The organism is Bradyrhizobium sp. USDA 4510 (genome assembly GCF_054059095.1).
The window spans coordinates 4,069,923-4,085,126 of record NZ_JBSSBT010000001.1; the positions used below are offsets into that span (position 1 = coordinate 4,069,923).

13 protein-coding genes are annotated in these 15,204 nt (G+C 63.3%); 5 read left to right on the top strand and 8 right to left on the bottom strand.

Features of this window, described 5'->3' with window-relative positions; all coding sequences use genetic code 11:
• Window positions 1-95 precede the first annotated feature (95 nt).
• Complete coding sequence (locus tag ACVMDN_RS18630; RefSeq protein WP_310885897.1) at window positions 96-1,295, top strand: FAD-dependent oxidoreductase; 1,200 nt, start codon at window positions 96-98, stop codon at window positions 1,293-1,295.
• Window positions 1,296-1,473: 178 nt separating this feature from the next.
• Here the strand turns inward: ACVMDN_RS18630 and ACVMDN_RS18635 are convergent, their stop codons facing one another.
• The 3 genes from ACVMDN_RS18635 to ACVMDN_RS18645 form a co-directional block, all read right to left on the bottom strand.
• Entirely contained in the window at window positions 1,474-2,649 is a 1,176-nt protein-coding gene (locus ACVMDN_RS18635; RefSeq protein ID WP_076825278.1) for a saccharopine dehydrogenase family protein, read from the bottom strand.
• A gap of 66 nt (window positions 2,650-2,715) precedes the next feature.
• Window positions 2,716-3,498: a DUF169 domain-containing protein gene (locus ACVMDN_RS18640; protein ID WP_076825277.1), complete on the bottom strand. Its 783-nt coding sequence runs from the start codon at window positions 3,496-3,498 to the stop codon at window positions 2,716-2,718.
• Window positions 3,499-3,584: 86 nt separating this feature from the next.
• A complete protein-coding gene (locus ACVMDN_RS18645) occupies window positions 3,585-4,379 on the bottom strand; it encodes a YdcF family protein (protein ID WP_083714900.1) in 795 nt (264 codons plus the stop codon).
• Between the two features lie 66 nt (window positions 4,380-4,445).
• Here ACVMDN_RS18645 and ACVMDN_RS18650 point away from each other — a divergent pair, with 66 nt between their 5' ends.
• The 4 genes from ACVMDN_RS18650 to ACVMDN_RS18665 all read left to right on the top strand — a co-directional run bounded on the left by ACVMDN_RS18650 (window position 4,446) and on the right by ACVMDN_RS18665 (window position 8,358).
• Window positions 4,446-5,387: an acetamidase/formamidase family protein gene (locus tag ACVMDN_RS18650; protein WP_076825275.1), complete on the top strand. Its 942-nt coding sequence runs from the start codon at window positions 4,446-4,448 to the stop codon at window positions 5,385-5,387.
• A gap of 195 nt (window positions 5,388-5,582) precedes the next feature.
• The gene (locus ACVMDN_RS18655; RefSeq protein WP_310885896.1) at window positions 5,583-7,409 is read left to right on the top strand and encodes an AMP-binding protein; all 1,827 of its coding nucleotides are present in this window, start codon (window positions 5,583-5,585) and stop codon (window positions 7,407-7,409) included.
• Between the two features lie 173 nt (window positions 7,410-7,582).
• Entirely contained in the window at window positions 7,583-7,783 is a 201-nt protein-coding gene (locus ACVMDN_RS18660) for a hypothetical protein (RefSeq protein ID WP_016844973.1), read from the top strand.
• Window positions 7,784-7,890: 107 nt separating this feature from the next.
• A complete protein-coding gene (locus tag ACVMDN_RS18665) occupies window positions 7,891-8,358 on the top strand; it encodes a GcrA family cell cycle regulator (protein WP_141341067.1) in 468 nt (155 codons plus the stop codon).
• A gap of 42 nt (window positions 8,359-8,400) precedes the next feature.
• Here ACVMDN_RS18665 and ACVMDN_RS18670 read toward each other — a convergent pair whose 3' ends face one another.
• From ACVMDN_RS18670 to ltrA (ACVMDN_RS18690), 5 genes are all read right to left on the bottom strand, one after another.
• Window positions 8,401-9,363, bottom strand: a complete 963-nt coding sequence (locus ACVMDN_RS18670; protein WP_310881940.1) for an SDR family oxidoreductase — start codon at window positions 9,361-9,363, stop codon at window positions 8,401-8,403.
• Between the two features lie 185 nt (window positions 9,364-9,548).
• The gene (locus tag ACVMDN_RS18675) at window positions 9,549-9,782 is read right to left on the bottom strand and encodes a hypothetical protein (protein WP_156436548.1); all 234 of its coding nucleotides are present in this window, start codon (window positions 9,780-9,782) and stop codon (window positions 9,549-9,551) included.
• Between the two features lie 129 nt (window positions 9,783-9,911).
• Complete coding sequence (locus ACVMDN_RS18680; RefSeq protein WP_141341069.1) at window positions 9,912-10,208, bottom strand: hypothetical protein; 297 nt, start codon at window positions 10,206-10,208, stop codon at window positions 9,912-9,914.
• A gap of 350 nt (window positions 10,209-10,558) precedes the next feature.
• Window positions 10,559-11,941, bottom strand: a complete 1,383-nt coding sequence (gene ltrA / locus ACVMDN_RS18685; RefSeq protein WP_456835857.1) for a group II intron reverse transcriptase/maturase — start codon at window positions 11,939-11,941, stop codon at window positions 10,559-10,561.
• Between the two features lie 1,199 nt (window positions 11,942-13,140).
• Entirely contained in the window at window positions 13,141-14,523 is a 1,383-nt protein-coding gene (gene ltrA / locus ACVMDN_RS18690) for a group II intron reverse transcriptase/maturase (RefSeq protein ID WP_456835857.1), read from the bottom strand.
• Window positions 14,524-15,204: the final 681 nt, after the last annotated feature.

Here is a 15,204-nt window from a genome sequence, read left to right on the forward strand (position 1 = left end):
AAATCGGCTCCTATATCTTACTCGCCTAATATCTTATAAACTAAGATAATTAGCAACTGACCTTTCCTATCCCACACGGATGCATGGAGCAAGGCATGACCTCACGTCCCCGTAAAGCTCTGATCATCGGCGCCGGCATCGCAGGCCCTGTCACCGCGATGTTCCTGACCCGCGCCGGAATCGAGACCGAGCTCTATGAAGCCTGGCCCTACTCCACCGGGATCGGCGGCGGGCTGCAGATCGCGCCGAACGGCATGCACGTGCTGGCGGAGCTCGGCCTCGCCGACGAGTTGATCCGCAACGGCTCGATCGCGGAGTCCTTCGACTTCTATTCGCAGGGCGGCAAGAAGCTCGGCTCGCTCAACCAGAACATGCAGCAGCGCTTCGGCCAGCCCGCGGTGAACATGTGCCGCGCGACGTTGAACGAGACGCTGATCGACAAGGCCTGGGCCTCCAACGTCTCGGTGTTCTTCGAGAGGAAACTGGTGAAGATCGAGGACCGCGGCGATCAGCCCGTGATCGCCTATTTCAACGACGGCACCACCGCCGAGGGTGATTTCGTGATCGGCGCCGACGGCGTGCACTCTGCGGTGCGGCGCCATGTGATCCCTGACGGCCCGACGCCGTTCGACACCGGGCTGATCGGCTTCGGCGGATTCGTGCCCCGCGCGGTGATCGAGAAGCTGCCGATCGGCCAGAGGGTGGCGACCACGTTCGGGCAGAGCGGCTTCTTCGGCTTTGGGATGTGCAGCCCCGATCCGGACACGGGCGCGATGTGGTGGAGCACGCAGCCGTCGCACGGCATGACCGCGGCGGCCTACCGGTTGCAGAGCCAGGCCGCGATCAGGCAGCATCTGCGCGATTTCCACGCCGGCTGGCACGCGCCGATCCCCGAGATCATCGAAGCCGCCGAGAATATCGTGGTCACCGACACGCTCGACGTCGCGACGCTGCCGACCTGGTCGCGCAAGCGCACCCTGTTGATCGGCGACGCCGCGCACGCGACGAGCCCGCATGCCGGCCAGGGCGCATCGCTGGCGCTGGAAGACGCGCTGCGGCTCGGCATCCTGATGCGCGACGGCCAGGAGCTCGGCATGACGTTCCAGGCTTTCGAGCACGAGCGGCGCCCGCGCGCCGAGAAGATCGTGGCGATCGCCCGCCGCAACGGCAACAGCAAGCGCGAGTTCAGCCCGACCGGCGCCTGGCTCCGCGATCACATGTTGAAGCTGCTGCTGCCGGTGTCGTCCAAGGGCATGGACTTCATGTACGCTTATAATCCGCGCGCGGCGGCGTAGCGCCTCTCCCTCTCCCCGTCCTTCACGGGGTCGAGACGAGCGAAGCTCGCTCTTAGAGGGTTGGGGTGAGCGGCTCTCTCCACGAGCAATGCGATCGGACGGACCTGTACCCCTCACCCGGATCGCATCTGACGATGCGATCCGACCTCTCCCCGCAAGCGGGGCGAGGTAAGCGAAGCTACTTCTCGACCTCGAACGTCAGCCCGGCGTGATCGATCAGGCGCTTGATCAGCTTGTGCTGCATCGCCGCTCCCGGCGTCCAGAAGCCGGCGGCGACGTCGGGTGTATCGCGCAGCAGGCAGATCGCGCATTCGGAGATCATCTTCGAGGTCGAGCCGTAGCCGGGATCGCGATCGCCCTTGATGCCGGCGCGGACCATGCGGCCGTCGGGCGCGACCGCGAGATAAAGCAGATCGTAGCGGCCGTTCTCGCGCTCCTCCTTTGACGGCCCCTCGCCCGGCTTCGGCGCGCTTGGGCCGGTCTTCTCGGAATTCAACGCCATCACCTTCTTGGCGTTGGCCTCGCCCTTCTCGCCCGGGCCGGTCAGGACCATCTCGTCGTAAACGAAGTCCCGTCCGTAGGGAAAGCCCATCAGCATGTTGGAGCGGTGCACGTTGCGCGTGTTGATCAGCGCCATCATGAACGGCGCGGTCCAGGAGTGCAAATCCTCCTCATAGGCCGGCTTGCTGCCGCGTGGCTGCTTCGGGCCCTCGAAGCCCGGCGTCAGCGCGAAAGGGTTGTTGAGGATCGCAACCAGGCTGAGGTCCTTGGCGACCGCATCGAAGGTCGCCTTGGCGCTCGCCGCGGTGCCGCCGGACAGCGTGCCGCGCATGTCGCGCACGCGGCCCTTGATGCGCGGCGCCGGCGCGCCGAACACGCGCCTCGCTTCCTCCTGCACGAAGAACGCGCCGAGTTCGAACGGCACCGAGTCGAAACCGCAGGAGAACACGATGCGCGCGCCGCTGGCCTTCGCGGCGGCTTCGTATTTGTCGATCATCTGCCGCATCCAGATCGGCTCGCCGCAGAGATCGAAATAGTCCGTGCCGCTTTCCACGCAGGCCGCGATCAGCTCGTTGCCATAGAGCTGATACGGTCCGACCGTCGAGATGACAGACCTGGTTTGCGCAAGCATCGCCTTCAGCGAGGCGGCATCGCCGGCATCGGCGACGATCAGCGGCGTGTCGGCGGGCGCGCCGATCGCGTCGCGTACCGAGGCGAGCTTGTCCTTGCTGCGCCCGGCCATCGCCCATTTCAGGCTGCCGACGCGATAATGCGCCGCGAGATATTCGACGACGAGCTGGCCGGTGAAGCCGGTCGCGCCGTAGACGACGATGTCGAGTTTCGACGAGGACATGGATCAGGCTCCCTGCGCAGCGAATTGGGCGCCCTTTTGTCATCGCGGGCGCGGCGACGCAATCGGCTATTTCTTGTACGAGACGCCCATGCCGGCGCGCACGTCGGCCTGGATGCCGTAGGGCGCGATCGGGTAGCGCAAACCGTTCTTGGCGAGCTGCTTCATGCCGGCGATCGCCTTCACCAGATAGGCCGGCGGCAGCGCCATCAGCATCTCCTCGTCGGGCACGCCGCCATAGCGGCGCTCGGCGAAGCACGGCAGCGACAGGCTCGGCTCGCCGGTCTTCAGCGCCCGCCCCCACGAATCCGCGCAGGCGGTTTCGCCGACCACGCCCCACTCGAACTTCTTGTAGCCGGTGTATTGCAGCCCGTTGATCAGGATGATCATCTGTCCCGGCGTCGCATAGACGAGGCAGATGTCGGGCGGGTTGAGCCGTCCGCTGGTCAGCGGGCTCACCGCCATCGCCTGGTACTGGCCGTAAGGCACCACGTCGAGCGCCTCCTGGCGCTTGCGCGCGTCTTCGGCGGTGCCGTGCCAGACGCCGACATAATTCTCGCCGGCAAGCCATTTCTCATCCTGCGGCGCGAGCCCGATCACGGCGCGGCATTGCGCGCCGACCAGATCGTCGCCGGTGATGCCGACGGTCCAGCCGAGCCGCGAGGCCATGCTGACGATCTGGTCCGTGGTGTGGACCGCCGACGGACGGCGAATCTTCGGGATCGCCTCCATCTCCTCGGCGCGCGCGAACATCTTGATGCCGATCACCGTGGTCTTCAGCCGCAGCAGATTGTTCAGATCGGTGACGATTGCGCCGAGGTCGAACTTTTCCGGCGGTGTCTGCTGTTGCATGGCGAAAACTCCCGTGATCGGCGGCTTGGCGCCGCCTGTTGATTTGATGTTAGGATTGGCCGTTGGAGGCGACAAGTGCCTACGCCTCAACGTGCAGCCGGTCCCGGCAACAAATCGTCGGTCTTGCCGGCCAGATGATAGGCCAGAAGCCCGACCCACTCCCGCGTGCCGAGATCAGTGCGCGACAGGCCGTCGATCGCAAGCGTCGCGAAGCTGAAGACATCGCCGACGCGCCAATCGACCGGATAGGCCTCGACATTGAATCCCGCCTTGCGGAACAGCCCGACCGAGCGCGGCATATGGTAGGCCGAGGTGACGAGCAGCCAACGCTCGCCCGGCTTGGGATCGACCAGCGCCCTGGAGAATTCGGCGTTCTCCACCGTGTTGCGCGAGCGGCGCTCGATGATCAATCGCGACCTGGCAATGCCGAGCCCCTCGAACATCTCGGCGGCATAGTCGGCTTCGCGCGCATCGTTCGAGATCAGGTTCGCGCTGCCGCCGGTGAACACAAGGCGCGCATTCGGATATCTGCGCGCGAGCGTCGCCGCCGCGATGACGCGATCGGCGGCGCTGCGCACCACCGGCGTGCCATGTGCAACCGACAGATCGGCATCGATCGAGCCGCCGAGCACGATGATGCCGTCCGGCGCGCCGCGCGAGGCATCCCATGGCGGGAAGCGCTGCTCCAATGTGGAGATCAGGACATTGCCGAGCGGCGAGAAGCCGCAGATCGCGAGCAGCAGCAGCGCGGCCACCATCAACCTGCGGCCGAGGCGCGCAAACCGCGTCAACAGCAGCACGGTGCCGATCACGCCGATACCGATCAGGAAGTTGATCGGCAACAGCATGATGCCGAGCGTCTTGGAGAGCACAAAAAACAAGAGAAGCCCCTGCGAAGTTCTGCTACAGCGTCATACGCTGCTGGGAAACCAATCAAAAGCCGTCACATGACCTATCATCATCTGAAGTCGAGCCCTGAAACCTGCCATTGGGGCTTCTTTGAAGCCAAGCTGAAACCGGTTCTGACCGTTGCGAGCGGCGACGAGATCACGATCGAAACCGTCAGCGGCGGCCCGGACGTGGTGCCCGACCGCGGCAAATTCTTCGTTCCGCCGGAGCTCGACGAGATCCATGCGAAGTGCGAGCGGATGGTACCCGGACACATTCTGACCGGCCCGATCGCGGTTGCCGGCGCCGAACCCGGCGACGTGCTCGAGGTCGATATTCTCGACGTTCAGCTGCGACAGGACTGGGGTTACAATCTGATCAAGCCATTGTCCGGCACCCTGCCCGACGATTTCCACGAAACACGCGTCCTCAACATCCCGCTCGATCGCGGGCGCATGGTCGGCCGTATGCCCTGGGGGCTCGATCTGCCGCTCAAGCCGTTCTTCGGCGTGATGGGCGTGTCGCCGCCGCCGGCCTGGGGCCGGATCTCCTCGCTGATCCCGCGCGCGATGGGCGGCAATCTCGACAACAAGGAGCTCGGCGCCGGCGCCAAGCTCTATCTGCCGGTGTTCGTTCCGGGCGCGCTGTTCTCCTGCGGCGACGGCCATGGCGTGCAGGGCGACGGCGAGGTCTGCGTCACCGCGATCGAGACCGCGCTGACCGGCCGCTTCCGCCTCACATTGCGCAAGGATATCAAGCTCGCCTATCCGCGCGCAGAGACCGCGGATCATTACATGACCATGGCGATGGATCCCGATCTCGACCAGTGCGTGGTGCGGGCGCTGCGCGACATGATCGTGCTGCTCGGCGAGAAGCGCAATCTGTCGCGCGAGGACGCCTACACGCTGTGCAGCCTGGCCGCCGACCTGCGCGTGACGCAGACGGTCAACGGCTCCAAGGGCATCCACTGCATGATCGCCAAATCGGTGGTCCACGGGTAACCACGCACGTCATTCCGGAGCGATGCGCAGCATCGAATCCGGAATCTCGAGACTCCCCGGTGCGCAATTCACGCACCTGAGGTTCGGCTCGGCGAGCCGCCCCGGAATGACTGAGTGCTATGGCCGCACTTGTGTTCCGCGAGCACGGCTCGATACAATCCCCGTCCCAACGAACAAGAATGGACGGGGACGGATATGCTGAAGGACAGGCTTTCGCCGGCCGACGAGGCTGCGCGCGACAGGGAAATGCAGGAGACGCTCGCGGCATGCCCGCGCATCCTCGACCTCATTGCCCGCGGCCCGCAGGGCGCTCCGGACGCTGAAGCCGCGATCTATCTGCGCTCGCCGCTCGATCTCAACCCGGTCGTGATCTCGAACGATCACTTGATGGGCTGCATCAAGGCCGCTGAAACCTATTTCCGTAAGCACGGCATCGGCAAGGACGACGCGGTGGCTGTCCTGCTCCCGGCGTGCCCCGCGACCGTCGTCGCGATCTTCGGCGCAGCCGCCTGCGGCGTCGCCGAGCCGCTCAATTTGCTGTTCACGCGCGAAGCGATCGTCGCCCAGCTCAATGCGATCAATGCGAAGCTATTGCTGGCGCCGCCGCCGGGCATGCCAGGCGGGCTCTATGAGAGGGTCGAGGGCCTGCAGCGCGAGGTGCCGTCCCTGAAGCACATTGTGATCGTGCCGCTCGACGGCAGCATCGCCTTCGACGGTGAGGTGCTGCGGCCTGATCCCGCCTGGCGCGACGACTACGGCAAGTCCAAGGACATGAGCGAGGCCGACCGCGTCGCCGTGATGCTCCCGACCGGCGGCACTACCGGCCATCCCAAGGTGGCGCGGCTCACCAACCGCGCGATGGTCGCCTCCACCGTATCCTCGCGGATGGCGCTCGATTTCCATCGCGGCGAGCGCGCGATGATCACGTTGCCGCTGTTCCATGTCGGCGGCCTTTTCTGCACCACGGCCAATTCCCTGGCGGCCGGCACGACGATGGTCATCCCCGGTCCCGCCGGCGCGCGCGATCCGGCGCTGGTCCGGCACTTCTGGCAGATCATCGAGAAGTACCGCATCAACATCGCCGGCAACGTGCCGACGATACTTGGCGCCCTCGCCGATATCCCGGTCGCGGACAGCGACATCTCGACCCTGCGCGTCACCGCCACCGGCGCCTCGATCTGCCCGCCGGAGATCGAGCGGCGTTATCTTGCGACCTGGGGCGGCCCCTGCATCCAGCAGCTCTACGGCATGACCGAGCTCGCCGGCGCCATCACTCACGATGTGCACGGCGTGAAGCCGCGCGCCGAGAGCGTCGGCACCCGCAATCCGCTGGTCGAGCTTGCGATCCTCGACGGCGGCAAGCTCCACTCCGGACCGTGGCCCTCGCCGGTCGGCGAACTGCTGACCAGGGGCCCGCAGGTGTTCGCCGGCTATGTCGACAAGAAGCAGACCGAGGAGGCGTTCCGCGACGGTTGGCTGCGCACCGGCGACATCTGCCGGATCGATGCCGACGGCTTCGTCTACATCATGGGCCGCGCCAAGGACGTCATCATCCGCGGCGGCCACAACATCGATCCGCGCGCGATCGAGGACGCCGCGCTGGCGTTTCCGGGCGTGGCGCTTGCCGCAGCCGTCGGACGTCCCGACGCCTACGCCGGCGAAGTGCCGATGCTGTTCGTCTCGGCGCAGCCCGGCTCCCATATCGATCCGAACGCGCTCGCCGCCTTCGTGCAGGACAACATCCTGGAGCCGCCAGCGCGCCCGCGCGTGGTGTCGGTGATTCCGGAGATGCCGGTGACTCCGGTCGGCAAGATCTTCAAGCCGAAGCTGCGCGAGATCGCCGCCGGCGAGGCCGCGCGCGAGCTGCTGGCGCTGGAAGGATTGTCCGGCGAGGTCAGTGTCGACGCGATCACCGATCCGTCCCGCGGGCTGTACCTGACCGTGAGCGCGCCTCCGGACAAGGCCGAGAAGGCTGAGCGGCTTCTCAAGAAGTTCCCGGTCAAGGTCGAGTTACGGCCCTAACACGTTCATCTATCTTAATGATTCGATGCCCAAGCGCGCTGGAACTCGCTTCCAGCGCGCTTGGGCGCGGCTGGCTGTTTCTTGCCGCCCACGGCTTGACGAACTGCCGCATTCCTAAATAGACTCTAAATAGATACTTTTCAGTACAGGCGTTCGGGGTTAAGCGTTTCACCATGGCTACGGAAAAGGCCGAAACCGACCGCGTCCCGGTCACGCTGGCGCTCTCGACCATCGGATACCTCGAGAAGCTGGTGAGACAGGGCACCCACGGCACGAGCGTCCCGGGCGTCGCACGGACATTGATCGAGGAAGGCATTCGGCTCGCCATCAAGGACGGGTTGCTTGCAATCCGCGACAACGGCCGCACGCCCTGAGAGCATGATCCGGAAAAGTGGAAACCGGTTTTCCGAACAGATCATGCTCAAGAACTAAGGGCGCGTGTGCCGGCGCGGCGGTTCAACACAGAACGTGGAACCGTCAGATGATTGCCATCCAAGAGACCTGGACGCCGGAGCGCGTCGACCAACTCAAGATCTACTTTGAAGCCGGCCTCTCCTGCCGCGACATCGCCGTCAATATCGGCGTCAGCCGCAATGCGGTGATCGGCAAGCTGTCGCGGCTGAACCTCACACGCACGACGCCGGACGAACGTCGGGCGCGGCGCAAGAAATCCGCCGCCCACGCCGCGCAACGGGCGACTGCCAAGCAGCAGCTCCGGTTGCTCCAGGCGGTCTACGAGCAGGAGCCCGACGACGCCCCGATCGTCAGCGCCAACAGCTGCTCGCTGCTCGAGCTGAGCGAGCAGCGCTGCCGCTGGCCGATCAGCACCCCAGGCGCCGATGATTTCTGCTTCTGCGGCAACACACCGCTCGGCGGCATGCCCTATTGCTCAGGGCATTACCGCCTCGCCTATCAGGCGGGATCGCGCCAACGCGCGATGCGCGGATAGCGCTTGAGTGAAGCCGTCCCGCACGTGATGCGGGACGGCCGTTCAGCCGACCTTCCACCCGGTTGCTGCCACGAGGTCCTGATAAAACTCCGGCGTGTAGGCCTGTTCCGGCGTCTTGCGCACGCGCTCGTCGAGCAGATGCGCATCGTCGCCGACCAGGATGCGCCAGCGTTCGGCTTTCACACCGTCGAGGATGATCTTGGCGGCGGCCGCGGCCGAAGTCGGTGCCTCGTCGTGGAAGATGCGGGCACGATCGAGCGCGAGCTGCTGGATGTCGGCGTCCGACATCTTGGCGACGTCGATCCCCTGCCCCTGCAGACGCTGACGGGCCTGCTTGAGCTCGTCGGCGTTGAGCTGGTCGGAGCCGTTCTGGACCTTGCGCGAGTTCGACACGATCGAGGTGCCGATGTGACCGGGCATCACGACCGAGCACTTCACATGCGGCGCGTTGAGCCGGAGATCATTGATCATCGCCTCGGTGAATCCCTTCACGGCAAATTTCGCCGCGCTGTAGGCGGTGTGCGACACGCCCATGCCGACCGAGGCCCAGAAGCCGTTGACGCTCGAGGTGTTGACGATGTGCGCCTCGTCGGCCTTCACCAACAGCGGCAGGAAGGTGCGGACGCCGAGATAGACGCCGCCCCAGCAGATGTTGAAGGTGCGCTCCCACTGCTCGCGCGTGTTGGAGAACAGGCTGCCGCCGCCACCGATGCCGGCGTTGTTGAACAGCAGGTGGATCTTGTCGGTCGCCTGCTGCTCGATCAGCTCATCGCGGAAGCGTTTGTAGTGATCCTCGATCGAAATGTCGGCAATGTGGGTCGTGATGCGCAGGCCCTGCGGCAGCTTCTCGACCTCGCAGAGCCGCTTGGTCTCGGCCATCGCCTCGGCCGAGACGTCGCACATCGCGACATTGCAGCCCTCGGCAACGAGCTGCCGTGCCAGCTCGCGCCCCATGCCCGTGCCGCCACCGGTGATGACGGCAATCTTTCCGGCGAAATCCTTCATGTGAGATCCGTTCCTTCCCTTATTTTTCTTGCCCTGTTCTTCTTTGTTTCGGCCGGAGCGCGGATCGCAGCCCCAACCGCTTGGCTGCGGCACCTTACATCACCGAATTGTCGCCCAGCAACGGCGCCGCCTCACGCGCAAGTGAGCCGCCTGCAGCCGGTTGAGACGGTGGCCGCGTAACGAAATCATTCCGCGTTGCGAACAATCCGACATCGACAATCGGAGACCATGATCGTGCACATCCTGAACAGATTGGTCGCGACAACGCTGATGGCGATCGCGGCCGAAATTTCCACCGCGGCCGCAGCTGCCGAGGTAAAACCAGCGAAGCAGCGCGACAGCACCTGCACAGATGAACTACGTTGATCGCAATCGGCGCACAGCGCAGCGCGCGGCGTGGCACAGCGTGCGATCGTCATGGGCGAAGCTCTGACAATGCTGCGATCACGTCGCTCGAATTCGAATGCTTGTTCACGAAGCGTGAGACTCACGCGATGATCGCGCGCATCCTGGCCGCAGGCCAAGCCGCGTCATGACGCGGCCCCGTGCTATTCGGCTGTCTCGATGCGCACGGACGCGCGCCGCCGCAGGACGCCGGCACCCGCGCTCAGGGCCAGCTTGAGCAGGCCGCGCCAGGAGAAATCGATGATTACCTCATGGTGCCGCAATCCCTTGCCGCCCTTCACCAGCCCGAGATCCCGGATCAGGCAATAGTGGCCGCTGCTCATGCGCGCCAGGCGGCTGTTCTTGAAGCGTCCCATCAATGGCGAGAATGCACTGCGGATCGATTCCGTCAAATCTTGACGGCATCGAATCGGCAAGGCGACGGCAACCCGCGCCACCATCGTCGCCGCCGGCTGGGCCTTGAATCAAAAACCTCCGGCAGGGCATTGCCGGAGGTTTGGGAGGCTTAGCAGCTAGCTAAGAGCCATCATTCAATGTGTTGGCCGTGGCGTATATAGTTTAGTAGATCAGGTAAGTAAATAAGTCTGCGGCGAATGAATCGCATGGCTCGTCTTCGTCGTTCGCGTGGACCGAATTGACGCAGCGCAGCTCTCCTTAGAATCTTTCGCAATCGGGATAGGGGGGAGCCTCGCAGCCCCTCCCACCGGGTCACCGGAGGCGGTCGCCCGCCCCCGGTTCCCACAGAACGTGGCGTGCGGATTTCCCGCACCGACGCTCTTCGACAGTTGGTTCACAGCACTGCAAGCGCTTGCAGCTCCCGATAAGGGAGGCGCAGCTTAGGCTTCAGCAACGGTGTCCGTTCTTTGATTTGGTTGAAGGCGTCCCAAGTGAGGCGTCGGCCTGCCCAGCTGCGGCTGCGCAGCATTCCGCGCCAGTAACGCTCCACGGCCCGATAGACTTTTACGAGGCTCCGGAGATTTCCGGCGACGCCGTAATAGCCATAGTGGCCGCGCAGGACGAGGTTGATTTCATCGGCCTGGTCACTGATCTTGTAATGCCGTATTTGCCGCATCAGCTCCTGCAGAGACATAAGGCTGCGCTTTAGCCGAGATTTCTCGGTGCGCATCCCAACCTTGAAGTTGCCTTTTTGGTTTCGCGTGCAATAGAGCGTCAGCCCCAGAAAGTAGATTGTTTCCGGGCGGTTTCTGCCGCGTTTGCCCGCATGTCTTTGCGCGAACCGACCAAACTCGACCAACTTGGTCTTGGTCGGCTCTAGAGTGAGGCCGAACTTCCCCAACCGAAGACGCAAGGCCTCCTGTACGCGGGTGGCGTCCGATCGATATTGGAAGCAGATCACAAAGTCGTCGATATAGCGCACCAGTCGGGCTTCGCCCCGCAACCGACCCTTCACCACGCGTTCGAACCAGAGGTCGAGAACGTAATGAAGGTAGAGGTTGCTCAAAAGCACACTGATCGATCCGCCTTGTGGCGTTCCTTGTTCGCTCGGGTGCACCGCTCCGTCTTCCAGGATGCCCGCTTTCAACCAGCGCCGGATCAAGCTGATCAGGCGCGGATCACCGACTCGATGTTCGACAAACCGGAGGACCCGATCATGATCGAGACTCCCGAAGAAGTTCTTCAAATCCGCCTCCAACACCCAGCTGATCATGCCGCCGGCGATCACCTCATTGAGGGTCGCCAAGGCATGATGGGCGCTGAGCTTCGGCCTGCCGCCGAACGAGCAGGGTAAGAAGTCCTGCTCGTAAATAGCGGCCAGCACCTCAGCCGTGCTGCGCTGGAGCGCCCGGTCGGCGACAGTTGGAACCCCGAGGGGGCGCTTCTCCGTCTTACCGGGCTTGGGGATATAGACCCGCCGAATGTTCGGCGCCCGATATCCCTGGCGATGGATGGATTGGAGCATTGGCCCTATCCAGTCCTCGAAGCTCTCCTTCGCCGCCTCCACCGTCTGTCCGTCCACCCCGGCGGCGGAGCGCTTCGGAATCTGTAATAGATTCTTTTGCACTCGGTCGCGCGTGATGTGATGGGCCAACGAGGTGAAGCGAAGATTTGTCTCGCGCCGAGCTTTCACTGCTATTTGTTCAAGTTTCGTTTCCATGGTCAGCTGATCTTCTCTTTGCATAGAAGGCCGTAACTCCCGTTGAATGGAGCCCATGTCGCCCAAGAACAATTCAACTACCGCTGACCGCTTCCCCATGTGGCCGGCTCTCCCGTCCTCGGAGTACTATCGGTCAGTCTGACTTCCACCCGGTCGTCAGACCCTTCTCACCTCAGCGGCTTGGCAGGTCTTACAAGCTTGCGCTTGAACCGGATGGATCTCCCTTGTTCACGCTGCTTCCTTTGATTGCATGCTGGCGGTACGAACCCCGGGAGCACCTCTGACCGCTCGCGTTGTCGCGGCCTGCGGTTCCGCCTTCCCCTTTGAGAGACAGGGTCGGCTACTCCGATCACGTTCGATTTCGGGGCTATTTTCCCGTTCACTTCATTCCGGCCTACAACCTCCCTGTCTACGCTTCGCAACGGCCGTTACCGGACGCCACGCAAGACTCGGTTCGCGGCTGCTCGCTAGGCTTTGCCGCGGCCGTCATCTCAGACGGCAGACTTCAACGCGCTTGCAAGGCGCAACTCCCACACCACCGTACATACGGGTCCGTATACGGCGGTTCGCTGGATTAAGCGGCAAGAGTTGTTCTGTTGCCGCCGTAGTTTGGGTGTCAGCAATCGTCGCGCCAGCTTCGACTCCTCTGATCAGCGTCAGTCAGGGTTTCACCCCTTCCCGCCGTTCCGAGGCCAGTTGCCCGGATTTCAGTCGCATGGCCGATGCGATATCGCTGCATCTACTCGTCACTTCCAGCGTTCAGGCCTTCGGCGAAACTCGTTCCGCCTACTATGCCCTCTGCTGACTTCTGCACTGCGGTCAGATCGCCTTACGACGACCTCAGTCTCGTTGCCGAGACGCAGCGCAGATCTCCCGAGGTAAGATCGACCGCCTTCGCCGCACGCCCGCCGGATTTACCACCCCGGCCCTTGATGACCGTGGACTTCGCGATCACGTGCTCGCTCGTCCGGCCGGGTAGGCCTCGTTATCCGGTTTTTGTCCATCGGGCCGCGGCTTTGCTCCACGCTTCCTTCAGACCCCACCTCGCGATGACGCCCTTGCACTTCGCTAATCCTTCACCGTCATCAGGCTGGATAGAGGACTTCCACCTCCAAGCTGCCGGTCATGCTCGGCACAATCGGGATAGGGGGAGTCTCGCGACTCTCCCACCGGGTCACCGGAGGCGGTCGCCCGCCCCCGGTTCCCACAGAACGTGGCGTGCGGATTTCCCGCACCGACGCTCTTCGACAGTTGGTTCACAGCACTGCAAGCGCTTGCAGCTCCCGATAAGGGAGGCGCAGCTTAGGCTTCAGCAACGGTGTCCGTTCTTTGATTTGGTTGAAGGCGTCCCAAGTGAGGCGTCGGCCTGCCCAGCTGCGGCTGCGCAGCATTCCGCGCCAGTAACGCTCCACGGCCCGATAGACTTTTACGAGGCTCCGGAGATTTCCGGCGACGCCGTAATAGCCATAGTGGCCGCGCAGGACGAGGTTGATTTCATCGGCCTGGTCACTGATCTTGTAATGCCGTATTTGCCGCATCAGCTCCTGCAGAGACATAAGGCTGCGCTTTAGCCGAGATTTCTCGGTGCGCATCCCAACCTTGAAGTTGCCTTTTTGGTTTCGCGTGCAATAGAGCGTCAGCCCCAGAAAGTAGATTGTTTCCGGGCGGTTTCTGCCGCGTTTGCCCGCATGTCTTTGCGCGAACCGACCAAACTCGACCAACTTGGTCTTGGTCGGCTCTAGAGTGAGGCCGAACTTCCCCAACCGAAGACGCAAGGCCTCCTGTACGCGGGTGGCGTCCGATCGATATTGGAAGCAGATCACAAAGTCGTCGATATAGCGCACCAGTCGGGCTTCGCCCCGCAACCGACCCTTCACCACGCGTTCGAACCAGAGGTCGAGAACGTAATGAAGGTAGAGGTTGCTCAAAAGCACACTGATCGATCCGCCTTGTGGCGTTCCTTGTTCGCTCGGGTGCACCGCTCCGTCTTCCAGGATGCCCGCTTTCAACCAGCGCCGGATCAAGCTGATCAGGCGCGGATCACCGACTCGATGTTCGACAAACCGGAGGACCCGATCATGATCGAGACTCCCGAAGAAGTTCTTCAAATCCGCCTCCAACACCCAGCTGATCATGCCGCCGGCGATCACCTCATTGAGGGTCGCCAAGGCATGATGGGCGCTGAGCTTCGGCCTGCCGCCGAACGAGCAGGGTAAGAAGTCCTGCTCGTAAATAGCGGCCAGCACCTCAGCCGTGCTGCGCTGGAGCGCCCGGTCGGCGACAGTTGGAACCCCGAGGGGGCGCTTCTCCGTCTTACCGGGCTTGGGGATATAGACCCGCCGAATGTTCGGCGCCCGATATCCCTGGCGATGGATGGATTGGAGCATTGGCCCTATCCAGTCCTCGAAGCTCTCCTTCGCCGCCTCCACCGTCTGTCCGTCCACCCCGGCGGCGGAGCGCTTCGGAATCTGTAATAGATTCTTTTGCACTCGGTCGCGCGTGATGTGATGGGCCAACGAGGTGAAGCGAAGATTTGTCTCGCGCCGAGCTTTCACTGCTATTTGTTCAAGTTTCGTTTCCATGGTCAGCTGATCTTCTCTTTGCATAGAAGGCCGTAACTCCCGTTGAATGGAGCCCATGTCGCCCAAGAACAATTCAACTACCGCTGACCGCTTCCCCATGTGGCCGGCTCTCCCGTCCTCGGAGTACTATCGGTCAGTCTGACTTCCACCCGGTCGTCAGACCCTTCTCACCTCAGCGGCTTGGCAGGTCTTACAAGCTTGCGCTTGAACCGGATGGATCTCCCTTGTTCACGCTGCTTCCTTTGATTGCATGCTGGCGGTACGAACCCCGGGAGCACCTCTGACCGCTCGCGTTGTCGCGGCCTGCGGTTCCGCCTTCCCCTTTGAGAGACAGGGTCGGCTACTCCGATCACGTTCGATTTCGGGGCTATTTTCCCGTTCACTTCATTCCGGCCTACAACCTCCCTGTCTACGCTTCGCAACGGCCGTTACCGGACGCCACGCAAGACTCGGTTCGCGGCTGCTCGCTAGGCTTTGCCGCGGCCGTCATCTCAGACGGCAGACTTCAACGCGCTTGCAAGGCGCAACTCCCACACCACCGTACATACGGGTCCGTATACGGCGGTTCACCGGATTAAGCGCGAACGGTTTGTTTTGCGTCCGCGCCAGAGGCTCAGATAGTGGTCTCCGTCGTGTCGGCTTCGGCCCCTTTGAGCGGCGCCGTCCGGGCTTCACCCTTTCCCGCCGCTCCAAAGGCCAGTGACCTGGATTTCAGCCGCATGGCCGGCTCGAGGCTTC